We start from the raw sequence: 24,271 nt of genomic DNA on the forward strand, positions 1-24,271 counted from the left end.
GACTGGTATCGCTGATGGGACAATACCATCGGCTCAAATGTATGACGTGAACCGCCGTATACGGAACCGTACGTACGGTGGTGTGAGAGGACGGAGGCCGTGAGGCCTCCTCCTACTCGATTTTTTTTTTAGTTATGAGTTGACAGTTTTGAGTTGGCAGTGAGTGCGCGCTCTGTAGGTTGGGATTCGTTCTACTCTTTCCAGCATTCTTAGCATATATTCCTTTATTATCAGGATATTACAGTAAACAGATAAGGTTATTTATTTTCATCGCTGGAAGCTTTCAGCAGCAACCGATCAAGCATCCGGCTGGATAGCAACCGACGCAGGGTGCCCAACAGGTAGGTCGGGGTGGTGACGTAGTAGCGCGGTTTGGGGCGCTTGGCTTCCAGTGCGTGCAACAGTCGCTTCTGCACCGCTTCCGGGCCAAGGGTGAATGGATCACGGACATTCGGACTCTGGTTTGCCAGTCGCCGCTCGACCGCTTCGTAGACCTCCCGGTGGGCACTGCCGGCTACATCAATATTCTGCTTGAACTTGGCGTAGGCATTCTTGCGGAAGTCGCTTTCGATCGGCCCCGGCTCGATCAGCGATACGTGGATATCGGTATCGGCCAGCTCCTGGCGCAGGGTGTCGGTCAGCCCCTCCAGCGCGAATTTGGAGGCGTTGTAGGCACCGCGGTATTTCATCGCGATCAGCCCCAGTACCGAGCTGTTATGGATAATGCGGCCATAGCCCTGGCGGCGCATCACCGGCAATACCTGGCAGGTCAGCTCATGCCAGCCGAACAGGTTGGTCTCGAACTGGGCGCGCAGCACCTCGCGGCTCAAGTCCTCCACCGCACCGGGTTGGCCGAAGGCGCCGTTATTGAACAGCGCGTATAGCTCGCCGCCAGTCCGTTCCAGCACCCAGGCCAGCGCTTGGCGGATGGAATCGCTGCTGTCCAGATCCAGCTGGCAGCTGCTCAGCCCCAGTGCTCGCAGACGCTCAACATCCTCGGCCTGGCGGGCGGTGGCGAACACCCGGTAACCGCGCTGTTGCAGGTCGAGGGCGGCGTGGTAGCCGATGCCGCTGGAGCAGCCGGTGATCAGGATCGATTTCATCGGGATCGGGTTCCTTATAATGCGCTGATAATTCCTGAAGCCGACGATGCTACGCAGCGACAACTGTAACGGCAATAGCGACCGTTCTTTGCTGACCGGTACAAGCCCGTTACCATTACTGGGTAAGCGGTAAGCGGTAAGCGGTAAGCGGTAAGCGGTAAGCGGTAAGCGGTAAACGACAATTCGCCGATAATAAGGAACCCCATGGCCAAGTATTCGAAAAAAGCTCCAGTCTCCGAAGAAACCAAAGCGGAGGCGCTGCAGATCGCCCGGGCCAACCAGCGACCCGGGCAGAGCAAGGAGCAGACCAAGCTGATCGCCCAGGGGATTCAGAAGGGGATCGAGCAATATAAGAAGCAACAAAAGGCCAGGGCGCGCGAGGCGGATAAACAGCGTAGGAAAGTCAGGGCGGAGACGACCCCGTCACAGGCTGTCGAGGAAACGTTGAATGCCCAACCGCGCGGACAGTGGCTGCCCTGGTTGCTGCTGGTGCTGTCCTGGCTGTTCTTCGTGGCTTACCTGTTCTGGCAGGTCTGAGCTGTTATTGTTAATAAATACAAAATACGTATACCGTATTTTTCATTTGGTTTCGATTTGCGGGTATAAGCGGCGCTTTTGTAGCAGCCCGCTCCGAGGGCGACAGGCTGCGGATTTCGAAAGAACTACCGAGTGTCGCGGTCGGAGCCCGCTGCTACAGTACTTCGTAGCAGCCCACTCTGTGGGCGACATGCCGCGGATTTCGAAAGAACCGCCGAGGGTCGCGGTCGGAGCCCGCTGCTACAGTACTTCGTAGCAGCCCGCTCCGAGGGCGACAATCCGCGGTCTTCGGAATAACCGCCGTGGGTCGCGGCTGAACCTGTCCGGCCGGATCCGCTCCTCCAAGTTTCAATTTTTATCAAACAAAAAAGGGGATCCGAAGATCCCCTTTTTTCACTGTCCAGAATCACTGGTCTCAGCTGGCCGCCAGCGAAGCCTTTTCGCTGCGACGGCCGAATACCGGCAGCTGCGACAGTAGCATGCCCGCCAGCATCAGACCGCAGCCCATCAACGCGCGGCTATCCAGGTATTCATCCAGCAGCCACCAGCCACCCAGTGCCGCGAAGGCCGCTTCCAGGCTCAGGATGATCGCGGCGTGGGAGGCCGGTGCATCCTTCTGCGCCACCACCTGTAGGGTGTAGGCGATACCGACTGAGAACAGGCCGGCGTAGGCGATCGGCAGCCACTCGGCGCCCAGGTTGGCGACGGTCAGGGTGCCCGGCTCCCAGACCAGCGCCACGCCCAGGCAGAGCAGGGCGCAGACCAGGAACTGGACGATCGACAGTCGCAGGCTGTCCAGCTGCGGCGAGATCTTGCCGATCAGCAGTACGTGACCGGCCCAGAACAGCGCGCCAATCAGCTCCAGCATATCGCCTTTGTTAATGCCGAAATTCTCGTCGACACTGAGCAGGTAGAGACCGCAGACCGCCAGCAGCGAGCCGGCCCAGGTGTTCAGGCCGGTACGCTGGCCCCAGATCAGCGCAATCATCGGTACCAGAATGATATAGAGCCCGGTGATAAAACCGGCATTGCCGGCGGTGGTGTAAAGCAGCCCGACCTGCTGCAGCGACGCCCCCATGAACAGGAACAGCCCGGCCAGCAGACCCCCTTTCAGCAACGGTCCGAGCTCCGCCTGGCCCGGCTTGGCCTTGAAGAACAGCAGCAGCGGCAGCAGTGACAGCGCACCGAGCAGGAAGCGGCTGCCGTTGAAGCCGAACGGCCCGAGTTGATCCATGCCCACCCGCTGGGCGACGAAACCGAATCCCCAGATTGCCGCGACCAGTAGCAAGATGGCGTCGGCGCGAAGGTTCCTTGTCTGCATAACAGCTTGATCCGTACAGGGCAGCCTGCCGGACTTAGTACGGATCTGCTGCGAAATAGAGGAGATCAGCCAAGCCCGACAGACTGCAAAAATTAACAGAGGGGGCAACACTACTGTGCCGCTCTCGACAGGTAAAGATAAACAAATTGATAGCCGATCAGATAAAGTAATTACCGATTCTCTGTAGCTGTTTCATCCATATATCAAGATGTTACATAACGCAGACAACGTTGCTGCCGGTTTGTTGTCAAATCTGCCAGAACGCTGGCAGATCCGCAGTTGCAGAGGCGTACCGGAATGTGAAAAGCGGCTATAGTTTCTGTGATGCTGCTTTACGTTCCTGCCGTTTTTGTAAAGGAGGGTTTACAGGACGTTGCATCAGGGATCTGCACAATGGCAGGTGACCCGGCGGGTCACCGGGAGATCCAGCGATGGCGGCACCCTTGGCCCAGTCCGAAAATGCTGTAGATGAGCTGCAGATCGGCCGCGCCCTTATCGAGGCGGGCCGGCTCAGCGAAAACGATTTTGCCCGCGTAAGGCGCATGCGCGAGTCCCAGGGCGGCAGCGCCAGCCTGTCGGCGATGCTGATACGGCTTGGCCTGGTCTCCGAGCAGGATATCGCCCGCCACCTGGCCGAGCTGCTGCAGCTGCCGCTGATCGACCGCGACGATTTCCCCGAACAGCCGCTGTTCCATGACAAACTTAGTTACCGCTTCCTGAAAGAGAGCCATCTGCTGCCGCTGCTGCATGATGATGGTCTGCTGCGGGTGGCGATGGCCGACCCGCAGGACGGTTTTACCTTGTCGGCACTGCAGATGGCCACCGGCTGCGAGATCGAACCCTGCGTCGGCGTCGAGTCGGAATTGGACTCGGCGGTCGAGCGGCTCTATGGCGAGGGCCAGGGGCCGGGTGGTGGCGAAGCACCGGCGGGGCTGGGCGATGAGATCAACGACCTGGATGTCGAGCAGCTCAAGGACATGGCCAGCGAGGCGCCGGTGATCCGGCTGGTCAACCTGATCATCCAGCGGGCGGTGGAGGCCCGCGCCTCCGATATCCATATCGAGCCATTCGACCTGCGCCTGAAGGTGCGTTACCGCATTGACGGCGTATTGCAGGAGGGCGAGTCGCCCCCGGTCACCATGTCGCCGGCGGTAATCTCCCGCGTCAAGATCATGGCCAAGCTGAATATCGCCGAGCGGCGGCTGCCGCAGGATGGCCGGATCGAGATGCGGGTGCAGGGCAACGACCTGGATATCCGTGTCTCCACCATCCCGACCATGCATGGCGAAAGCGTGGTGCTGCGCTTGCTGAACCGCGAGAGCGTGGTGCTGGATTTCGAAGCCCTGGGCTTCACCGAGCGGACCCGGGCCAAGCTGGAGTCGGTGCTCAATATCGCCCACGGCATGATCATGGTCACCGGACCGACCGGCAGCGGTAAGACCACCACCCTTTATACCGCGCTGAACAAGCTGAATACCGAAAGCCGCAAGCTGATCACCGTGGAAGACCCGGTCGAATATCAGCTGGAAGGGATCAACCAGATCCAGGTCAAACCGGCGATCGGGCTGACCTTCGCCGGTGCGTTGCGCTCCATCGTCCGGCAGGACCCGGACGTGATCATGGTCGGTGAGATGCGCGACCTGGAAACCGCCCGTATCTGCGTGCAGTCGGCGCTGACCGGCCACCTGGTATTGTCGACCCTGCACACCAACGACGCCGCCAGCAGCGTCACCCGGTTACTGGAGATGGGGGTGGAGGATTACCTGCTGACCTCCACGCTGAACGCGGTGATCGGCCAGCGGCTGGTACGCAAACTCTGCCCGCACTGTCGTGAAGCCTACACGCCATTGCCTGAAATGGTGCAGGAGCTGGGTCTGAACCGCTTCAGCCAGGGCGAGATCACCCTCCATCGACCCGTCGGCTGCAAGCAGTGCAACGGCACCGGCTACCACGGCCGGGTGGCGATCCAGGAACTGCTGATCATCAGTGACGAGCTGCGTCGGCTGGTACTGCGCCACGCCGATGCCGGCCAGTTGCTGGAGGTCGCCAAGGCGGAGGGGATGCACACCATGTACGACGATGGCTGCGTCAAATCACTGGCCGGCATTACCAATGTCGAAGAAGTGATTCGCGTGACCCAGGAGGCCTAGCGGATGGCGCAATTCTATTACCGCGCAGTGACCGCCGACGGTGAAGAGAAATCCGGTCAGCTGGAGGCGGCGGACCAAAACGCGGTGGTTGCCACTTTGCACGACCGCGGCATGATCCCGCTGTCGATCGATACCGAACCGGAGCGCTCCTGGCTGAATACAGATATCGGCGCCCAGCTGGGGCGCAAGCGGATTGGCGACAAACAGGTGATCACCTTCTCGCAGCAGCTGGCCTACCTGCTGGAGGCCGGCATTCCGTTGGACCGGGCGCTGGAGATCATGCTGCAGGTCACCGACGACCCGGCGATCCGCACGCTGGTGCAGCCGATTCGTGACGGGGTCCAGCGCGGCCAGGCGCTGTCCGGTGTGCTGGCCGAGCAGCCCGGGGTGTTCAGCCAGTTCTATATCAGCATGGTGCAGGCGGCGGAGGCCTCCGGCAGCATGGGCGCGGGCCTCAACGACCTGGTCGCCTACCTCGAAAGCAGCCGGGCACTGCGTGACAAGCTGGTATCGGCATTGATCTACCCGATCATTCTGCTGCTGGTGTCGGCATTCTCGCTGCTGATTATCCTGACCTACGTGGTACCCCAGTTCGAAACCCTGTTCGCCGACATGGGCAAGGCATTGCCGCTACCGACCCAGATCGTGCTGGGGATGGCCGAGGGGGTCAAGAACTACGGCCCCTATGCGCTGATCGCGCTGCTGTTGCTGCTGTTCTACTTCAAATACCTGCTGCGCGACGCCCAGTTCCGCTACCGTTGGCACGGCCTGCAGTTGCGAATGCCGCTGTTCGGCACCCTCCGTCAGCGGGTCGAGACCGCCCGACTCAGCCGCAGCCTGGGCACCCTGCTGCGTGGCGGGGTACCGATGCTGGGGGCGCTGCGGATCGCCCGCGAGACCCTGACCAACAGCGTCATGGCCGAAGCGGTCGATGAGGCGGCATTGAGCCTGAAGGAGGGGCGTCACCTGGCCGAGCCGCTGTTGGCCACCGGACTGTTTCCGTCGCTGGCGATGCAGATGATCCAGGTGGGCGAGGAGACCGGCCGGCTGGACGAGATGCTGCTGAAGGTCAGCGAAGTGTATGACCGCGAGGTCGCCACCGCGATCCAGCGCCTACTGACGATCCTGGAGCCGGCGCTGATCGTCGGCCTGGGGGTGTTTATCGCCGGCATCATCATGTCGATTCTGGTGGCGATCATGAGCATTAACGAGATACCGCTGTAACCAACTGGAGAAGCGACGATGGTACGACCGAAAGCAAAACGTAGCCGCGGCTTCACGCTGCTGGAAATTCTGGTGGTACTGGTGATCCTCGGCCTGCTGGCCAGCCTCGTCGGGCCGCAGGTGTTCAAGCAGCTGGGCAGTTCGAAGACCAAGACCGCCGCGCTGCAGATTCAGGAGCTCAGTGCCGCGCTGGACCTGTATCGGCTGGAGGTGGGCAGTTATCCCACCAGCTCGCAGGGGTTGGAGGCGCTGATCGAGAAGCCGAGCGGGGTCAACAGCTGGAACGGCCCCTACTTGAAGAAGAGCGTGGTACGCAAAGATCCCTGGGGTAACGACTACCAGTACCGCTTTCCCGGCGAGCACGGCGAGTTCGATCTCTACTCGCTGGGGTCCGACAACCAGGAGGGCGGCGACGGTGAGGCTCAGGATGTGGTCAGTTGGGAGTAGGCGATGAGCCGGTGCTGTCTTCCTCGCAGCAGCGCCGGCTTCACGCTTTTGGAACTGCTGATCGTACTGGTGATCGGGGTGATGGTGATCGGCCTGGTGGCACCGCGTTTTGCCGCCCTGGTGCCGGGCGTCGAACTGAAGGGGGAGACCCAGAAACTGGCGGCGCTGTTGCGTTATAGCCGCAGCCGGGCGTTGGCGGAAGGGCGGGAGATCCGGCTGCAACTGGTCGATGAGCCATTGGGGTTGCAGATCACCGGGCGCGAGCAACTGTATCGCTGGCCGGCCAGTTATCAGCTGCATATGGAGCCGATCAGCGAAGACGATCCGGTGATCAGCGAAGAGCTGCCGGCGTTTCGTTTCTATCCCGATGGCAGCGCCAGCGGTGGCGAGATAACGCTGGGCTCGGCAGGCCAGCGCTACCGGATCAACGTCGAATGGCTGACCGGCAAGGTGGTTATTGATGAGGACTGAGCGCAGCCGGGGGTTTACGTTGCTGGAGGTGCTGGTCGCCTTTCTGGTGTTGGCGGTCTCGCTCGGCGTGCTGATGCGGCTGTTCTCCCAGTCATCGGATCTCAGCCGGGCCAGTCAGAACCATCAGCAGGCGCTGCAGCTGGCCCAGTCCAAGATGGCCGAGCTGGTGTCATTGCCTGAACTCAGCCCGCAAAGGGACAGCGGGCAGTTCGAAATTGAAGGACGCGCACAGGTGTTTGATTGGTTGGTGGAGGTCAAAAGCTGGGAGTTTCCCGACGAGGAGGTCGGCATCGATTATCCGGTGGTGCCTTATCTGGTGCGGATCACGGTGGAGTGGGGGGATAGCGGCGCCGAACAGTTGTCGTTGACCACCCTTCGGCTCATTAACGAGGAATCCCTATGAGTCGCTGTCGGGGGGCTCGATCCGAGAGCGGGTTTACCCTGCTGGAGCTGCTGGTTGCGCTACTGTTGGCGGGCCTGCTGGCGACCACCGCCTTCAGCGGCTTGAACCTGGGCATCAACAGCTGGCAGCGTATCCAGAGCTTTCAGGATGATTACCGCGATATCTATCTGGTGCAGAACGTACTGCGCCGGTTGCTGGAAAACGCGCTGGAAGAGCGGATCTACGACGACGACGGGGTTTACCAGGTCGCCATGCGGGGCGATCGCAGCCAGTTGCTGTTCCTGGCATCCAACCCGGTGTATGGAGCGCCCGGCAAACGCTGGTTGCTGCTGATGACAGACCAGACCGAGCAAGGGACCACCCGCCTGCTGCTTTACATGCGCCCGTTTGAGCAGTTCGAGCAACTTAACCTGGATGATTTTGCCGAGGAGCTGGTATTCGAGGAGGTTCCGCTGACCCTGCTCGAAGGCGACTTCGAAGGGCTCAGCCTGGAATACCTCAATGTGGAGCCGGACAAGCTGCCGGATTGGACCGACGAATGGTTGGAGCAGCCGCGTCTGCCCCGCCTGATCCGCATCGACCTGGAAGGGGAACCGCCGGGTTTCTGGCATGAGATGCTGGCCACCCCCAAGGTACTGATTTATGGCATCAAGCAGGCGAGTTGATCGATACAGGCTGTTGCGCCCCGGCCAATCCGGAATCGCATTGGTTGGCGTGCTCTGGCTGGTGATCCTGCTTAGCCTGATCGCCACCACGCTGTCGATCACCAGCCGCAGTGAGGTGCGTCTGGCCGGCAACCTGGTCGATGCCGCCAGGGCGGCGCACGCGGCGGATGCGGGTATCGAGTGGGCGCTATGGAGCCTGCTGCTGCCGCCGGAGGAGGGCTGGCTGGCGGACGGTCAGATACATGAGATGGAACTGGACGGCATCCAGGTCCGGGTGGCGCTGTACGACGAGCTGGGCAAGTTCAACATCAACCTGACGGGGCCTGAGCAGCTGGTCGGGCTGTTCGATTCCATCGGCCTGGACGACCAGAAAGGACAGGAACTGACCGATGCGATTCTCGATTGGCGTGACAAGGACGATCTGCGCCGCCTGAACGGCGCGGAAGATGACGATTACCTGGCGGCCGGGCGGGAGGGTGGCGCCAAGGACGCACCCTTTGAAAGTCTGGCCGAATTGAGGCAGGTGCTGGGCATGACGGAAGAGATCTACCAGTCGATACGGCCGGCACTGACCATTTACAGCAATCAGCGTCTGATCAATCCGCTGGTGGCTCCTCGCAGGGCGCTGTTGGCTCTGTCGGAGGTCAGTGAGGAACAGATTGATCAGTATATCGAGGATCGGCGGCGCAGCCACGAGGACGGACTGCCGTCCCCGCCGCCGCCGCTACCGGATACTGGCTTTTTGGCTCCGACGACCCGGGGCCTCAACTACACTGTGGTTACAGAAGCCCAGGCCTCGGCCACCACCAGCATACGGCAGGCGTTGATCATACGCCGTCGCGGCAGTGTACAGAGCGGTGGTTTTGAGGTGCTGGAGCAGACAAGGGATACGGAGCCGTTATTCCAGGGAGAGAACCTGTGACCATCGGGGGCCTCGAAAAACCGTTACGAGCGGCTTGCTGGCAAGGCGCCCGGCGCACAGGAACCGGAGTGTATAGGCATACATGAGGATTCCGAGCACCGCGCAACGAAGCCGGCAAGCCGCGCAGTAGGTTATTCGGGCTGCCAAACGAGCAACGGGAAGCTTTCCATGGCAACAGCAAGCATATGGACTGAACTCAAAGGAAGCTGGCAGCGGTTTGCCGGCCTGACTCGCAGCTTCTGGCAATGGTGGTGGCAGGAGCTGACCGGGATGCTGCCGGAACGCTGGCGCTACCGGTTTTCGGACCATGGCACCCGGTTGCTGATCGATATCGCTGACCAGCAGTGCAACATCCGCTTCGGCACCGAGCGACAGGCAAGCGATAGTCTTTCCTTCCAATTTACCCCCGACAGCCTGCCGCCGGGTGTCATTGTCGAGAAGCTGCGCCGGCTGAAGGGCGAAGCGAAAGAGATAATCCTGCAGATCCCGATGGAACAGGTACTCAGCCGGACCATTTCGCTGCCGCTTGCCACGGAGAAGAATCTTGCCGGTGTGCTGCGTTTCGAGATGGATCGCCACACACCGTTCACAGCCGACCAGGTCTACTTCGCCAGTCAGTTGGAGAAGCGTGACCCGGCCAATCAGAAGATCCTCGTTCGACTGTTCCTGGTGACGCGAGAGGCGGTCGACCCGCTGCTCAGCAGGCTCAACGCGCTGGGCCTGCAGCCGAGTGTGTTGCGTCCCTCTGTAAGCGAAGACGCCGATGAGCTCAACCTGCTGCCCGAACATGCCCGGCCGAGCGAATCGGGCCGACAGTGGCTGGGGCGACGGCTGAAAGCGTTGACACTGCTGATCGCCGTGGCGCTGCTCGGCTGGTTCCCGCTCCACCTGAAAGAGCAGCAGGCAGCCGATCTGACGCAACGGATCGAGGAACCCAAGGCGCTGGCGGCTGAGGCAAAAGCGCTGGCGGAGCAGGTCAGCCAGCTGGAACAGATGCGCCAACAGATGCTGCTGCGCCAGGCGGAGGCGCCGCTGTTGCTGTTGCTGTTGCAGGAGCTCACCCGGCTGCTGCCCGACAATACCTGGATCAGCCGCTTCGATCTGCAAAAAGACAAGCTGCGGCTGGACGGTGAATCCGGCGATGCCTCCTCGCTGATCGGCCTGCTGGAACAATCCGGCTTTCTCGACAACGTCAGTTTCGCCTCGCCGGTCACCGCCAACCCGCGCACCGGCAAAGATCGTTTCAGTATTTCCGCGCAACTGCGCGAGCCACCGAATAACCCGGTGTCGGAGGATGACTCATGACCAGTCTCTCTCCCGGCCAGCGCAAGGCCGCGGCGTTGCTACTGCTGGCAGTGGCGCTCTGGCTGCTGTTCAGCCTGCTGATAAGCCCGTTCTGGGCGCGTTACCAGGAGGCGGCGGACCGGGTGGAATCCCTGCAGCACCAGCTCAGCGTTTACCAGCGGGTGGCGGCCCAGCTGCCCAGCCACCAGGCCCGGCTGGATGAACTGAACAGGGACAACCCGATCCAGCCGTTACTGATGGCGGAAAGCCGGCCGGCGTTGGCCGGCGCACAGCTGCAACAGCGGCTCAACCAGGTGGTGGAAAGGATCGGCGGGCAGATGATCAGTACCCAGATCATCAAGAATCGAGACCCCAGTGAATTACAAGAAATTGCGATTAAGGCACACATGCGGGGAAATACTCACCATTTGGTACAGCTACTACATAAGCTCGCATACGACACCCCAACACTTACAGTCGAAAACCTTGTTGTGGTGGCAAATCAACGTATAAGTCGAGCTCGCAGCCGCTCAAGGGCACGCCGAGGAAACCGGCCTACCGCGGCACCGCAAAGCGGTATTTTGGATATCCGTTTCGATCTGATCGGCTACACCGCCAGGGAGATCTGATGCACCGACCGAATCGCCTATCGAGATCGTTCTGCAGCCTGCCCCTGCTGTCGATGCTGTTACTTCTGGGGCAGCCGGCCCAGGGCGCTGACCAGTCGACCCCGGCACCGGAACCGCTGCCCGAGCCGGTGCTGTCGGCAGAAGACGACCAGCCGGTCGACGAAATGCCGGAGGAGGACGAGGGCGTAATGGCCGATGAACTCGAGCCGAACTCTGAGGCGGAAGAGATAGCGGAAGAGACCACGGAGGAGCTGGAGCCAATGGACGAGTCGCCGCTCGAGTCACTCACCGACGAGAGCGAGGGCTATCCACCGCTGTCCGATTTCAACGAGATGATGGAGCGGCCGCTGTTTTCATCCAACCGTCGGCCGGCGCCGGCTGAGACGACGGACACCACGGCAAGTACCAGCGCCCAGGAACTTAAGGAGCAGTGGCAACTCACCGGGGTGGTGTTGGTCGGTGACAACCAGATGGCGCTGTTTGCCGAACGTTCCGGCGAAAAGCGGTTGGTGCTGAAAATCGGTATGCCACTGGACGACCATTGGCACCTCAGCGAGATCAAGCCGCACCATGTGTTGATGCTCAATCGGGATGAGGAGGAAGCCCGGCTTGACTTGCGCGAGCCGCGCCAGCCGCCTAAAGAAGCCGAGCGGAAGCAGCGGCAGCGGGCGAAGGATGAAAATGAGGCGCCAAACAGGGCGGCCAGAACCAATCAGGCGGCGACCAGGGCGGAACGAGCCTCTGCACAGCAAGCGCCCAAAGACAACAACTAGTGGAGTGTCGGCATGAAGAGCAAATTCCTGTTGCAGAACCTTGTAATCTGGACCGCCTGTTCAGTGCTGGCCGCCTGTACCCTGGTGCCGGGAGGAGACCGTGCGGCCATGGACAATCCCTGGCATACGGCAAAGCCGGGTGCGCGCAGCAACATCATGATGGACAGCGATGAGAGCATCGTCGAAGAACGGGCCCGCCAGCCGTCAACGGCGCAGCTAAGGCTGGAAAATCAGGGGGACGAGCTGCCCACGGACGCCAAAAAGGCGGCGGAGATCTATCAGGGTACCGGCGGTATGGTCGACCTTGGCCGGGTAGCGGCAGAGCCCGACTACACCGCCGGGGATATCACCCTGAATTTTCAGGATACCGAGATCAGCGAAGTGGTGAAGACCATCCTAGGCGACATCTTGCGGGTCAACTACGTACTGGATGAGGGGGTGCGGGGGACGGCTTATCTGCAGACCAGCAGTCCGCTGAGCCGGGATGCGCTGATACCGACGCTGGAGAAACTGCTGCAGATCAATGGCGCGGTGATGATCAAGTCCGACAGCCTGTACGAGGTGGTGCCGGCCGACTCGCCCGCCGCTGCCGCCCTGGCGCCGAACAGTACTCTGTTGGCCGGCAAGGGGTACCAGTTGCTGATCATGCCGCTGCGCTACATCGCCGCCCAGGAGATGCTGAAGATCCTGGAGCCGCTGAAGCCGCAGAAAGGGATCATGGAAGCGGATTCGCGCCGTAACCTGCTGTCGGTCGCCGGCACCCAGGAGGAGCTGAACAATATCCGGGAGACGGTGCGGATGTTCGATATTGACCAGCTGCGCGGCATGTCGGTTGGCTTGTTCCGGCTGCAATCGGTCGAAGCAGCGGTGATCATGGAAGAACTGGAAGCGATCTTCGGTGATACGTCGGAGGGGCCGCTGGCCGGTCTGGTACGCTTCATTCCGATCGAGCGGCTGAATGCGTTGCTGGTGTTGACCCCGCAAGCCAAATACCTGAGCGACGCCCGCATATGGATCGAGCGGCTCGACCGTACCGAGGATGCCCACGGCCTCAATATGTTCGTCTACTACGTGCAGAACGGAAAGGCGGAAAACCTGGCCGAGATGCTGGCCGAGCTGTTCGATGTTCAGGAACGCAGCCGTCGGCGTGAGGAACGCAGCAACGAGAGTGGTTCAACTCGGCAGGCAAACCGTGATGACAGCTCCGCGCCGGAAGAACAGCCGGACGACGGCGAGCAGCAGCGGGAATCTCCAACGACCACCAAAGTGACCGTCGGTGGGGCGGCCCTGGATGGCGCCAGCCTGGATGTCGGTGAAGTCAGTATCATTGCCGACGAAGAGAACAACGCGCTGCTGATCCTGGCCTCGCCGGGTGACTACAGGAAGGTGCATAGCGCGATCCTCAAACTGGACGTGCTGCCGCTGCAGGTGCTGGTGGAAGCCACCATCGTAGAGGTCACCCTGGAAGATGAACTGCAATACGGTCTGCAGTGGTTCTTCAAGACCCATCTGGATAACAAGACCGGCCGGGGTACCGTTGGCTCGTTTCCGATTGTGCCACCCGGCGATTTCGGCAGCTCGGCGTCGTTCGAACTGTTCAACTCCGCCGGCACCCGCCTGCTGCTCAGTGCCCTGGCGGCCGATTCCCGCCTCAATGTGGTCTCCTCGCCGTCGTTGATGGTATTGGATAACCATACTGCCACCATCCGGGTGGGCGACCAGGTGCCGGTGCGCACCTCGGAAACCGTCAATACCGGCAGCGACGCCCTGAACCAGACCAGCACCATCCAGTTCAAGGATACCGGTGTGCTGCTGGAGGTGACTCCGCGAGTGAACTCCGGTGGCATGGTGGTATTGGATATCAAGCAGGAGGTCAACGACGTGGCCGAAACCACCACGTCCGGCATCGACTCGCCGACCATCACCCAGCGGCTGATCGACACCAGCGTGGCGGTGCAGAGCGGCGAAACCCTGGTGCTCGGCGGGCTGATCCGCGAGAACAAGACCCGTGACAGCGAAGGTGTACCGGGATTGAGACATGTGCCGGTGGTCGGCTGGCTGTTCGGCAGCGAAGGCAAGAGCGTCAAGCGGACCGAACTGGTGGTGCTGATCACCCCGACGGCAGTAACTGACCGGGAAGAGGCCCGCGACGTGACCCGCGAATACCGCAATAAGCTGGAAGGGGTACAGTTCCCGGTGGGGCCGGCAAGTAAAACATCCGGCTCATAGTGAGTAGGTTTCGATATCGGTTTCGGCTTCGGCGGAAGCAACAAACTCGCCAACCACGTACAGCTCAACCAACAGCAGGCCGCCTCATAGCCGGTTAATCGCCGACACTCTGTCAACGCGCCGGTAACGGACACTACGGCGCTTCAATACCCATTCTGGAGAATCCCCTTCACGGCGAGTACCGCTGGAACACTTTATTTTTCGCTAGGTCGCTAGGTCGCTAGGTCGCTAGGTCTCTAGGTCGCTTGCCGGCCGAACCGCATAGCAATGTAAATTCAGCAACGGGCTATTTGGCCAAAACTGTTCATTTTTTGTAACATAATATTCCCTTCTATTTTCAAGTGTCTAAAAAAATACAACTATATCAGCTGGTTATGCCGTAGGCATAAGCTTTGCATTCCTACTGCCCGTACAAAGTGTATTAACTGGCCCCTTAGCTGCTATCGGCATCGTCCAATTGCATTGCAGGTTAGGGGAGGGGCAGCCGGGTTTACCGACTGCGATAGCATAACCGCCTTGGCAAAGAGCGAGAACAGAAACTCCATAATACTTGCCAAGACCTAATCGGCTTTCTTCATCAGTTGTGAGAAGAAATCGCGGAGGTTGGAAATGCGTAATCTAAAATTATCTTCCCTCTTCCAAGCATGGATACTGGGGATCTTTTTGTGTTTGGGTTCTACGGGAGCGTTTGCCACTCATGATCTTGGCCTGTTTCAGTTGGAAGGCAACGCTGTTGATGGCAATGCTTTTCCGCCAGATGACTGGGAAACCCTATGTGACCCGGACGGGGCGGGAAACTGTCAGAATCCGGGGCCTGGACCGGGGCCGGATGCTAGTGCCAATGTATTTACCGGTATTGTCACAGATCCGGATAATGCAAGTATCTTCACTGGTGGACGTAAGGATATTCAAGACATTCCACAATGGGGATGGAAAAACGGCGCTGTACCGGACAAAAGCGACCTGACCCATGCCTATGCGGCTTCCTATGACGATAACGGTGACCTCATCGTCTATTTCGGTGCAGACCGTATTGCCAATGCAGGTGATACTTTCATGGGCTTTTGGTTCTTCAAATCAGAAGTTACGATGAACAATGATGGATCTTTTAGTGGTAACCACACGAATGGCGATGTGTTGGTGCTGGTAAACTTCCCGCAGGCCACCAATGCACAACCTTTGGTCCAGGTGGTTGAGTGGGACTCAAGCTGCACCAAGGCTGACAACAATAATCCGGCACCGGGTGACTGTGTTGCACAAAACCTTATCCTGCGGGCTGGCCAGTCCGGCGCAGGTGCGATATGCGGCTCGATGGCAAGTGATCTTGTCTGCGCTATAACCAACGATGAAGGGGGAGCGAATGATCCTACACCTTCGCCGTGGTCGTATACTTCAAAAGACGGTTTTATTAATCAGTTCCCATTTGAAACCTTCTTTGAAGGTGGTATCAACTTAACTCAGTTGATTGGCGGTGACGGCTGTTTCGCAAGCTTCATGGCTGAAACTCGTTCTTCCAGCTCTTTTACTGCATCACTGAAAGACTTTGTTCTAGACGCATTCCCGCTATGCTCTATTGAAGTATCAAAGGATTGCTCGAACCCACGGCTCAATAACGCTGAGGATATGATTATTTACGATATCACTGGTACCGTCACCAATACCGGCAGTGGTACTGTACACAACGTTATGGTGACTGATAACCCTGCATTCGCGACAGGCCCTGTTTTCAGTAATGGTAATGCTGTGGCCCTGTTGGGCGGCGCCACGGTCGATTATTCTGGTACTATTGAGGTCACATTGGCCAATAATGGACCTTCCGATACCGTTACCGCAGTTGCAAATACTAAGGCAGACGGTACCGGTACCGATGTAACGGCGATGGCCTCTGCAAATTGTCCGCCACTGCAGATTAACCCGTCAATCAATGTTTCTAAGGCGTGTGTATCGTCTGTTATGGTCATGGACGCTAAGGTAGTGGCTCAGGTCAGCGTCAGTGGCGAGGTATGTAATGACGGGGACTCTACAGTGAGCAATATCAGCGTTGTTGACAATAAAGCCGGCACGTTGTTGAGCGGCGCCACGTTGGCATCAGGAGCATGTCAGAACTATAGCGGCGCTTATACACCATCGGTTGCCAATGACGTAAATGATCAAGCGACTACTGATCCAAGTGCAGTGGTCTTTAAGGATACGGTCACTGCGAGCGGGAATGACGTTTTTGGCGCTCCGGTCCAGAATGCCACCGCAGATGCTGAATGCCCGTTATGTCCATAAAATAAGAGGTAGTATTAGAAAAGGGCGATGGATTACTCCATCGCCCTTTAAACTCTAAAAATTACTTGTTTTTTCCTTTGCCGTTCCCTCCGCCTGTACTCCCTCCATTACCACCGGATGCTTGATTCACCTGAATAGTAACAGTTGCTACTCCGGTATCAGATCCATCGCTAACAGTATAGGTAAAACTATCAACGCCCTTGAACTTACGCTTGGGTTTATATGTCAGCGTACCGTCTGAATTTATAACGGCAGTGCCGGTAGAGCTTGAGGATACAGAGGTAATGGTAAGAAGATCGCCATCAGGGTCCGAGTCATTAGCCAACACATCAACGGTAATTGGAGTATCCTGAGTTGTCACCGCACTATCATCAGAGGGTGTCGGAGCTTGGTTATTGACGCCTGTTGACTGGCTGACAACATAAGTTGCCGATGTTGTGGCCATATGACTTGCATCAGAGCTCTTTGTTGCAGAGATTGCAACGTCGTAAAACCCATCGGGCGAATCAGAGGCAGATATCACCGTGAGAGTAGTTGTACGACTTTCACCTGGCTGAAGGGTCATGGCGGGCTCGATAAAGGTCGCCGACCAGCCGGTTGGAACGTTGGCCTGCAAATCGAAAGTACTATGTGTGCAGTCAGCGTTATCACCGTTCGTGACGGTGATACTGTACTCCACAGCGGTTCCTGCATTGACCCAAGGCCCCTCACCATCGGGGGACGCTATTGTCGGGCTGGTCTCAACACAACTACTGGCATCGAAGCTGATATCAACTGTCGCACCGCTTCCATCGACCCACTGTGTACTAATAAGCAGCCCGCTAGCCGGGTCAGCAAATTGCTGCCCAATTTCCAGCGCGGGTGCCTGCCAATCCGCATAGCTAGCATCAGTAGGTGTCATATCCAACAACTCACTGGCTGTTGAACTGGGGCTTGCAGAGTCTTTGACCATCCGCACCAAAATGCCATTTAGTACATTATCATTGCCGGCAAGAAAGCTGTCGAAACCTATTGCCTGACGGTGTTCAATGTAGTACCAGGTCTTCTCACCTGATTCTACATCTACGTCTTTTAGCACTTTGAGGGCCTTCGCAGTTGAGCCAGGTGCGGACTCATACGGCTCTAGTGTATAAGAACCACTCATAGTGGCAGTTGTAATATCACCTTGATTTTCAGTTAACCAGCCAAGGCGCTCTTTATGGCGAGCGTTATAGTGGCCAACTGACTGGTTTCCCATGATGTCCATAGAGTCGCCATAGGGGTAGGTCTGGCAGGAAGTTCCGAGGGTTGAACTACCGCATTCACGCGCCCCTGAATGGTATAAACCTAAGTTATGGCCCAATTCGTGTCCAACAGTTTTAAGAGTGAAGTAGTTACCATTAATCCAGGCCTCTGAAGGAGTGCCACCAACAGTGCCTGAACCTGATGGAAAACAGGAGGTCTGTGGGAACACATAGATGAATCGACTATAAGATTCAACATTCACCCCCGCACTGGTAGCTGCTTCCTTAGCAGCCAGAGCGACATCGGAAGATTTGCATGTTGAACTATCGGTGGGTTTATTAAACGGAAGGGTATACCAGCCATGTGCTTCACCAGTCAGCCAAGTTTGGCCAAAGGAGTTTTCCTGTATGAAGCTGTTTACGGCGCCAAATACTAATTCGTTTGCCTGCTGTACAGTATATGGCTTATCTGAGGGCGCATCCTGAAAATTGACTAGTAACACCAGTGTGCGTTGTTCTCCAAATGTGCCGGTTAACGCTGCGGCCCCGGAGCTGGCATTGGCTCCATCCAAGTCCAGAGTCAGTATTCCATTATTGTCGCCATCCAATGCGATGAATCCGTCGGCAGTTTGCTCATCAATTGCGCTTTCCAGCAGCACACCATCGACGCGTACGTCGGTGCCGCTCTGGTGCTGCGGCTGTTTACCGGCCACTTTCAGCTCGAAACGCTCGCCAAACGGTGTCTTCAGGTACTGGCGCAAGCGGTGGCTGCCGTCTTGGTAATCTTCGTAGACCGCTTCGATTTCACCTTCCAGCTCCAGTTTCTGTTCCAGAAAATCCAGCACTTCGGCCGGCATTCCGTTCTGCTTCTCATCGGGGATGGCGACCCGCAGCACTTCGGCCGGGTTGGTTTTGATCAGTTCGGCCAGGAACTGCTGGCGTTGTTCCGCCTTGGCAAGCAGCTTTTCAAGCGCGCGGGATTTTTCGGCACCCTTGGCGTTGGCCCACTGCTTCTGCAACGCCATCAGCGCCTGGGTGTGGCCGGCCGCTTCGGCGCGCTGGGCGGCCTTGGCCGCTTCCGGCAGGGTTTGAGTCTGGCCGTGTTCCGTGTGCTGATGGCCCTGATGGGCTGTGTTGTTTGCCAGCACCTGGGAGGAGGCCAGCAAGGTGAGGGAAGCTGTGAAACCGAGCGTACCCATTAGCTGGGCGAATTTGGTCCGCTGTAGAGCCATGAAAATCTCCGCTTGTCGTTAACCAGCGAAAGATCCTCAAGACAAAACTGTCCGTAGGGTAATCACTCTCTTTCGGTAGTCCGGCCACCCGCTGGGCGGGCCCGTGGCTTTGCGTCACCTGATTACTCAGGTTTTGCCTTTGTCGGGAGAGGATCTTTCAGCGATCTGTATATGTGGCGGTACTGTTTTCCCGCCGTGCGTTCCGATCCGTCATGACTGTATGCCTGCCTACCTGCTTGCTCTGGAGGGGATACCTCCACCAACGTCACTGTTACCGGCCACACTCCCTGTGCGCTTAAGCGCGACAGTCATGCCGGCATCACCCGGTGCAATCAGTACTGAACACCGGGTAAAGAACGCCTTACGGTTGTAAAGCTGGCGCAACTATACCACGCCAGCTGTACAACATTTATACAGATATGGAATAAACGGGCGTTTGAATCCTGTTGCGATTTGGCGACAGTCGCCCGAGATGCGCACCGTTGGTAGGCATCGGTCGTGCATCCTACGGGGCGGGGTGGGTTTTCTCAGAATATTTACAGCAATAGGGCGGTATTGTTAAGAATGTGAAACAGCAAACCTGAAAAGTATCCGAGGCAAACTGCTGCGTTTATTTTGCAACTGATAACAACCCAAACCTCTTCTGATAAATAATTTATATATCAAATAGTTAGCGTGATAATCTGATTTTCATTCGAAGATTGTCGTTTGACTGTCACTGTTGGGTTTCTGCCGTTTCTAGCAGGCTGCGCAGCAGATCGCCTACCTTGAGATTCGGTATCTTTGTGTTGCTTTTACGTAGTGCAGCCTTTACATCCACCGCTATGTTGTAAGCCGTTGCTTACAAATGCTTCATTCTCGTTACGTCTGATCATCCGTTCGGCTGACTAAATACAGAACTATCAATGGCATAGCCTCATTGGTACGCCTGTTGCTGAACTGTGAACAACAACGTTGGCACGGCTTACAGCTGTTCCCGCGGCTGTATAGCCGACGGTCCACTGGGTAACAGCCCGGTGCTGTTTGCGGACTGGCGCCGCCACGGTGCAGAGATGAGGAGAGGCTATGTTCGTCAGAGCGAGTCGTCATGATCACTCCGGGCGGTTTCGGTGGCACCGACTGCGTCGGCTGACTCCCTGGCTCCTCTTCCCGCTGCTGTTACTGGCCGAGGTTTTATGGATCTACCGCGACTGGCCGGTCGAGCTTCTCGCTGGGCCGCAGCTCATCGAACGGGGCGAGGTGGCGCCGGCAATCGCACCAAACGGGCCGGCTCCGGATGGTTCGCAACAGCGCCGGGGCGGGCAGGCGGCCCTATCCTCAGCTACGCAGAGGGCGACAGCCCAGACTGATAGCGCTCCGGCTGACAGGGAAACTGCCATACGAACGATCGACCAGGCGATGGCCAGGCTGGCAGCGCTGAGCCAACGCCGCGATCCCTATCTCTCCACCCGCGAGATCAATCAATTCCATCACCAGCTGGCGAGGCTCAGCCGACAGGGCACGCCCGTGATTCCGGCGATCCGTCGATTCCTGCAGACGGCGGCAGATGCCGATCTTTTAGCCTTCCACGGCGGTGAACGGTTGGGGTTCCGCACCCTGCGGCTGGCGCTGTTTGACCTGCTGGATCGGATTGGTGGCGGTGAAGCCGAGGCGGTTTTACAAGAGACCCTGCAGGGCAACCGCAACCCGCTGGAGATCGCGGCCCTGGCCGGCTATCTGGAGGCGCGGACGCCCGGTCGTTATCGGCGGTTGATCCTTGAGTCCGCGCGCAGCGTATTGCTGACGGCCAGCGAAGGCCAACAGGAACCGGCGGATATAGGCCCGCTGTTTCGGGTATTTCAGCAGTATGGCGACGCATCGCTGGTGACCGAGTTGGAGCAGGTGGCCCCACTGCAGTGGGGCCGCTATGCCGCCGTCGCACTGGCCAACCTGCCGGATGGTGTCGGGGTGCCGTCACTGGCCCGCACCGTACGCCAGGCCACCGAGAACGACCTGGCGGGGCGGTTTGCGCTGAAATTGCTGGCGCAGGCAGCGGACCACCCGGAGGCGCGCGCGGCGCTGCTGGAGAGCGTGCGCGGCCAGCGGGTGAGTGATGCGCTGTGGCCGGAGCTGGCCGAACTGATCGCCGGCGGCTACCGGATCCAGCTGGAGGCGCCGGCCCGGCAGCCGCAAGAGACCGCCCCGATCAGCGCAGTCAATGAACTGATCGCCTACACGCCCGGTGGCGGCCAGCGCCTCTACGGCGTGCGTTATTCGACCTCTTACCTGACCTCTGAACAACTGGTCCAGCGGCTGGAACTGCTGGATGCGATGTTGCTGGAGGCTGCCAACCCGATTGCTATCCAGGCCCTGGAGCACGCGTACGACAGGGTTTGGTCGCTGTATCTAGCCGAGGAGTAGCGATGAGCAGGGAGCTTCCGACGATGAGTACCCATTACAGATTCACCTAACGATGCCCTGGCAAAGGAGGGCGTACGATGAACAGAAGATTCAAAAGGTGCAGTCAGCTAACGGCTTTGATAGCCGGTTTCACCCTGGCCGCGCTACCGACGCCGTCGCTGGCGGCAAACCTGGTGGTCAGCCTGCCCGGCAGCAGTTTCGAGATCGATATGGACGCCAACCTGAAGCCCGACGCGGATTCCATCCCGGCGTTGCTGCAGCCCAGCCTCGACTGGTCCACCGTTAACGAGCTGCGCCAGCCCGACACCGCCAGCGGGAGCGGCGACGACTCCTTCGGCAAGGGCGCCAAAGAGGATGACACCGACATCGCCGTAGTCAGCGGCTCGATTCCGCCGAACAAGAGCGACCTGAAGGAGTTCGGTATTTACCAGGAGGGGCGCACCTCGGACGGTTTCCTGCACCTGTTCTGGACCCGGGTACAAGACCCGAGCGGCACCACCAATATGGATTTCGAGTTCAACCAGAGTACCGAGATGTCGAATAACGGCATCACCCCATTGCGTACGGCGGGTGACCTGCTGATCACCTACGACCTCAGTAAAGGCGGCACCGAGCCGGTGCTGTCGTTGCGCGAGTGGGACGGCAACCAGTGGGGGGCGGCGGTAGACCTGAGTGGTACCGGTGCGGCTACTGGTTCGATCAACGTCTCTTTTATCCCGGCCAGCGAGAGCGACGGCCTGGGATCGCTTGACCCGCGCACCTTCGGCGAGGCGTCGCTCGACCTGTCGGTCATCTTTGACTCCAGCCAATGCGAATCCTTCGGTTCCGCACACCTGAAAAGCCGTTCGTCCGATTCATTTACCTCCGCGATGAAGGACTTTATCGCGCCGTTGGCGGTGGATATCAGTAACTGCGGCTCGATTAAGATCACCAAGGCGGATGACGCCAACCAGAGCCTGGCGGGGGCAGTCTTTGAACTCTATGCGGATAACAGCCCCTACGGGCCGGCCAATCCCGGTGGTGGCGGCCAAACCAGCCACGGCGCCGAAGATGTCGCCACCGGTATGAGCTGTGAGACCGGTGATGACGGTATCTGCTATATCCAGAATGTTCTGCAGGGGCGTTACTGGATGGTCGAGACCGGGGTGCCCGAGGGGCACGACCCGGCCGACGACCAGAACCTGATCATCAGCGCCGAAGCCCAGACCAACCTGATGTTCATCAACGACCGTCAACCGGCGACGCTGAATATCCTGAAAGAGGACGATACCGGCGCGGTACTGGCTGGTGCCGAGTTCACCCTCTACGACGATGACGGCACCACCGTTGGTGTCTACGACGCGCAGGACAGCAACACGGGCCGCAGCTGCACCACCGAGGCGGACGGGCGCTGTTCGATCACCGATATCCTGCCCCCAGGCGATTACTGCCTGGTCGAAACCGGCACGCCCGAGGGTTACGACTCCGCCCCGGCCCAGTGTTTCCCGCTGGCATTGAACCAGACCAAGTCGGTCACTTTTACCAACAACCGCCAGCCGGCAACGCTAAATATTGTGAAGGTAGACGATGCAGGCGCGGCTTTGGCCGGCGCACAGTTCACGCTCTACCACGATGACGGCACTGCTGCCGGTGTCTATGACAGCCAGGACAGCGGTACCGGCCGCAGCTGTACCACCGATGCCGAGGGGCTTTGTGCGTTTACCGATATCCTGCCGGCCGGTAGCTACTGCGTGGTGGAAACCGTCACGCCGGACGGCTATGACACCGCTCCGCCTCAGTGCACAACGCTGGCGCTGAACGATACCGTCACCCTGACCTTCGTGAACGATCGTCAGCCGGCCAGCGTTGTCATTCGTAAGGAAGATGAAGCCGGCAATCTGCTGCCCGGGGCGCAATTCAGCCTGTACGTCGATAACCAGCCGGTGGGCCAGTACAACAGCGACGGCGCGACGCCGGATACCGCGGTGGCGGGCAAGAGCTGCACCAGCGATGCCAGCGGTATCTGCACCATCGACGGGATTCTGCCGGCCGGCAACTACTGCATTGTCGAAACGGTCACCCCGGACGGCTACGTTGCCGCCGAGCCGCATTGCGAGGAGCTAAGCCTGAACGAGACGCTGGAGCTGACCATTGTTAACGATCGGCAACCGGCCACCGTCACCATCCTCAAAAAGGACGATGGCGGCAACCTGATGAGCGGTGTGCAGTTCAGCCTGTACGTCGATAACCCGCCGCTCAACAGCTATAACAGCGGCACCGATACGGCGGTCGACGGCAAAGTCTGCACCACCGATGGCAACGGCGTCTGCACCATCGATGGAATCCTGCCGGCCGGCGCTTACTGCCTGGTCGAAACACTGACGCCGGCCGGCTATGCTTCGGCACCGCCGCAGTGCGTCAACCTGAGCCTGAACCAGACGGTCAATCTTGAGTTCACCAACCCGCGCTTGCGCGGCGCGATTCTGATCACCAAGACCCGTAAACACGCCGCCGACGGGCCGGGGGATCACCCCCATGCCGGCGTGATCTTCACCATCAGTGGCGGCGGTCTGGCGAGCAATATCACCCTGACCACCGATGACAACGGCCAAGCCTGCGTCGATAACCTGCTGCTAAGCCAGTTTGGCGGCAATTACAGCGTGACCGAAACCCTGCCGGCCGGTTATCAAGCCGATGGCCCGCTCAGCAAACCGGTATCGGTCGACAGTGCCGCCAGTTGTGGCAGCGGTAACGAGGCCCGCGTCAGTTTCGCCAATACGCCGCTGTCCAATATCACCGTGGCCTTCGTCTCCCAGGTGCCGGGCGGCACGGTGGCGCGCATCAGCTGTGGTCTGCCGAACAACCCGGTCGACAATACGCCGGCAGATTTCGACGATACGGCTGAAACCTCTGTAAACCTGGGCCCGGGCACATACAACTGTACGATTGAGATCGCGCCATAGCGTGATATTTCAGGATTTTTAGGCGAGAGGGTGGGCTGGTTC

The 24,271-nt window shown here is 58.9% G+C and carries 18 protein-coding genes and 1 riboswitch; of the genes, 15 read left to right on the top strand and 3 right to left on the bottom strand.

The features are described from left to right. Nucleotides 1-257: 257 nt before the first annotated feature. Entirely contained in the window at nt 258-1,103 is an 846-nt protein-coding gene (locus K6T12_RS18260) for an SDR family oxidoreductase (RefSeq protein WP_222224319.1), read from the bottom strand. A gap of 204 nt (nt 1,104-1,307) precedes the next feature. On the opposite strand from K6T12_RS18260, the gene K6T12_RS18265 reads away from it, so the two are divergent. Then, nucleotides 1,308-1,640, top strand: a complete 333-nt coding sequence (locus K6T12_RS18265; protein WP_222224320.1) for a DUF2956 domain-containing protein — start codon at nt 1,308-1,310, stop codon at nt 1,638-1,640. A 415-nt stretch (nt 1,641-2,055) separates the two neighbouring features. Here K6T12_RS18265 and K6T12_RS18270 read toward each other — a convergent pair whose 3' ends face one another. Then, nucleotides 2,056-2,961 carry a DMT family transporter gene (locus K6T12_RS18270; protein ID WP_222224321.1) on the bottom strand — a complete coding sequence of 302 codons (906 nt, stop codon included), beginning with the start codon at nt 2,959-2,961 and terminating at the stop codon, nt 2,056-2,058. A 431-nt stretch (nt 2,962-3,392) separates the two neighbouring features. Between K6T12_RS18270 and gspE the strand changes: the two genes are divergently transcribed. The 12 genes from gspE (at nt 3,393) to K6T12_RS18330 (ending at nt 16,432) form a co-directional block, all read left to right on the top strand. Then, a complete protein-coding gene (gene gspE, locus K6T12_RS18275) occupies nt 3,393-5,111 on the top strand; it encodes a type II secretion system ATPase GspE (protein WP_222224322.1) in 1,719 nt (572 codons plus the stop codon). Between the two features lie 3 nt (nt 5,112-5,114). Continuing rightward, entirely contained in the window at nt 5,115-6,335 is a 1,221-nt protein-coding gene (locus K6T12_RS18280) for a type II secretion system F family protein (RefSeq protein ID WP_222224323.1), read from the top strand. Nucleotides 6,336-6,353: 18 nt separating this feature from the next. Continuing rightward, a complete protein-coding gene (gene gspG / locus K6T12_RS18285; RefSeq protein ID WP_222224324.1) occupies nt 6,354-6,782 on the top strand; it encodes a type II secretion system major pseudopilin GspG in 429 nt (142 codons plus the stop codon). Between the two features lie 3 nt (nt 6,783-6,785). Continuing rightward, nucleotides 6,786-7,253 carry a GspH/FimT family pseudopilin gene (locus K6T12_RS18290; RefSeq protein WP_222224325.1) on the top strand — a complete coding sequence of 156 codons (468 nt, stop codon included), beginning with the start codon at nt 6,786-6,788 and terminating at the stop codon, nt 7,251-7,253. After that, nucleotides 7,243-7,656, top strand: coding sequence for a type IV pilus modification PilV family protein (locus tag K6T12_RS18295; protein ID WP_222224326.1), 414 nt, complete (start codon nt 7,243-7,245; stop codon nt 7,654-7,656). Before K6T12_RS18290 ends, K6T12_RS18295 begins: the two co-directional genes overlap by 11 nt. Then, nucleotides 7,653-8,321: a prepilin-type N-terminal cleavage/methylation domain-containing protein gene (locus tag K6T12_RS18300; protein WP_222224327.1), complete on the top strand. Its 669-nt coding sequence runs from the start codon at nt 7,653-7,655 to the stop codon at nt 8,319-8,321. The genes K6T12_RS18295 and K6T12_RS18300 overlap by 4 nt, the downstream gene beginning before the upstream one ends. Nucleotides 8,322-8,361: 40 nt before the next feature. Then, a complete protein-coding gene (locus K6T12_RS18305) occupies nt 8,362-9,243 on the top strand; it encodes a type II secretion system minor pseudopilin (RefSeq protein ID WP_222224328.1) in 882 nt (293 codons plus the stop codon). A gap of 168 nt (nt 9,244-9,411) precedes the next feature. Next, complete coding sequence (locus K6T12_RS18310) at nt 9,412-10,548, top strand: PilN domain-containing protein (RefSeq protein WP_222224329.1); 1,137 nt, start codon at nt 9,412-9,414, stop codon at nt 10,546-10,548. Beyond that, the gene (gspM, locus tag K6T12_RS18315) at nt 10,545-11,156 is read left to right on the top strand and encodes a type II secretion system protein GspM (RefSeq protein WP_222224330.1); all 612 of its coding nucleotides are present in this window, start codon (nt 10,545-10,547) and stop codon (nt 11,154-11,156) included. Before K6T12_RS18310 ends, gspM begins: the two co-directional genes overlap by 4 nt. Then, nucleotides 11,156-11,929 carry a hypothetical protein gene (locus tag K6T12_RS18320; protein WP_222224331.1) on the top strand — a complete coding sequence of 258 codons (774 nt, stop codon included), beginning with the start codon at nt 11,156-11,158 and terminating at the stop codon, nt 11,927-11,929. Before gspM ends, K6T12_RS18320 begins: the two co-directional genes overlap by 1 nt. A gap of 12 nt (nt 11,930-11,941) precedes the next feature. Continuing rightward, entirely contained in the window at nt 11,942-14,158 is a 2,217-nt protein-coding gene (gene gspD / locus K6T12_RS18325; protein ID WP_255611888.1) for a type II secretion system secretin GspD, read from the top strand. Nucleotides 14,159-14,767: 609 nt separating this feature from the next. Beyond that, the gene (locus K6T12_RS18330) at nt 14,768-16,432 is read left to right on the top strand and encodes a hypothetical protein (protein ID WP_222224332.1); all 1,665 of its coding nucleotides are present in this window, start codon (nt 14,768-14,770) and stop codon (nt 16,430-16,432) included. 61 nt (nt 16,433-16,493) lie between these two features. Here K6T12_RS18330 and K6T12_RS18335 read toward each other — a convergent pair whose 3' ends face one another. Then, nucleotides 16,494-18,887, bottom strand: coding sequence for an Ig-like domain-containing protein (locus tag K6T12_RS18335; RefSeq protein WP_222224333.1), 2,394 nt, complete (start codon nt 18,885-18,887; stop codon nt 16,494-16,496). A 71-nt stretch (nt 18,888-18,958) separates the two neighbouring features. Next, a riboswitch (cyclic di-GMP riboswitch) is annotated at nt 18,959-19,035 on the bottom strand. Nucleotides 19,036-20,285: 1,250 nt separating this feature from the next. Here K6T12_RS18335 and K6T12_RS18340 point away from each other — a divergent pair. Together K6T12_RS18340 and K6T12_RS18345 are read left to right on the top strand one after the other, a co-directional pair. Next, nucleotides 20,286-21,287: a hypothetical protein gene (locus K6T12_RS18340; RefSeq protein WP_222224334.1), complete on the top strand. Its 1,002-nt coding sequence runs from the start codon at nt 20,286-20,288 to the stop codon at nt 21,285-21,287. Nucleotides 21,288-21,364: 77 nt separating this feature from the next. Further along, complete coding sequence (locus tag K6T12_RS18345) at nt 21,365-24,229, top strand: SpaA isopeptide-forming pilin-related protein (protein WP_222224335.1); 2,865 nt, start codon at nt 21,365-21,367, stop codon at nt 24,227-24,229. The last annotated feature ends 42 nt before the right edge of the window (nt 24,230-24,271 follow it).

The sequence above is a fragment of the Marinobacterium arenosum genome (assembly GCF_019795155.1).
In the GTDB taxonomy this organism is placed as follows: domain Bacteria; phylum Pseudomonadota; class Gammaproteobacteria; order Pseudomonadales; family Balneatricaceae; genus Marinobacterium_C; species Marinobacterium_C arenosum.

Excerpts from the sequence above, each read along its gene's own strand:
- K6T12_RS18260 (WP_222224319.1), bottom strand. The coding sequence starts at position 1,103 with ATGAAATCGATCCTGATCACCGGCTGCTCCAGCGGCATCGGCTACCAC.
- K6T12_RS18265 (WP_222224320.1), top strand. The coding sequence starts at position 1,308 with ATGGCCAAGTATTCGAAAAAAGCTCCAGTCTCCGAAGAAACCAAAGCG.
- K6T12_RS18270 (WP_222224321.1), bottom strand. The coding sequence starts at position 2,961 with ATGCAGACAAGGAACCTTCGCGCCGACGCCATCTTGCTACTGGTCGCG.
- gspE (WP_222224322.1), top strand. The coding sequence starts at position 3,393 with ATGGCGGCACCCTTGGCCCAGTCCGAAAATGCTGTAGATGAGCTGCAG.
- K6T12_RS18280 (WP_222224323.1), top strand. The coding sequence starts at position 5,115 with ATGGCGCAATTCTATTACCGCGCAGTGACCGCCGACGGTGAAGAGAAA.
- gspG (WP_222224324.1), top strand. The coding sequence starts at position 6,354 with ATGGTACGACCGAAAGCAAAACGTAGCCGCGGCTTCACGCTGCTGGAA.
- K6T12_RS18290 (WP_222224325.1), top strand. The coding sequence starts at position 6,786 with ATGAGCCGGTGCTGTCTTCCTCGCAGCAGCGCCGGCTTCACGCTTTTG.
- K6T12_RS18295 (WP_222224326.1), top strand. The coding sequence starts at position 7,243 with ATGAGGACTGAGCGCAGCCGGGGGTTTACGTTGCTGGAGGTGCTGGTC.
- K6T12_RS18300 (WP_222224327.1), top strand. The coding sequence starts at position 7,653 with ATGAGTCGCTGTCGGGGGGCTCGATCCGAGAGCGGGTTTACCCTGCTG.
- K6T12_RS18310 (WP_222224329.1), top strand. The coding sequence starts at position 9,412 with ATGGCAACAGCAAGCATATGGACTGAACTCAAAGGAAGCTGGCAGCGG.
- gspM (WP_222224330.1), top strand. The coding sequence starts at position 10,545 with ATGACCAGTCTCTCTCCCGGCCAGCGCAAGGCCGCGGCGTTGCTACTG.
- K6T12_RS18320 (WP_222224331.1), top strand. The coding sequence starts at position 11,156 with ATGCACCGACCGAATCGCCTATCGAGATCGTTCTGCAGCCTGCCCCTG.
- gspD (WP_255611888.1), top strand. The coding sequence starts at position 11,942 with ATGAAGAGCAAATTCCTGTTGCAGAACCTTGTAATCTGGACCGCCTGT.
- K6T12_RS18330 (WP_222224332.1), top strand. The coding sequence starts at position 14,768 with ATGCGTAATCTAAAATTATCTTCCCTCTTCCAAGCATGGATACTGGGG.
- K6T12_RS18335 (WP_222224333.1), bottom strand. The coding sequence starts at position 18,887 with ATGGCTCTACAGCGGACCAAATTCGCCCAGCTAATGGGTACGCTCGGT.
- K6T12_RS18340 (WP_222224334.1), top strand. The coding sequence starts at position 20,286 with ATGGCCAGGCTGGCAGCGCTGAGCCAACGCCGCGATCCCTATCTCTCC.
- K6T12_RS18345 (WP_222224335.1), top strand. The coding sequence starts at position 21,365 with ATGAACAGAAGATTCAAAAGGTGCAGTCAGCTAACGGCTTTGATAGCC.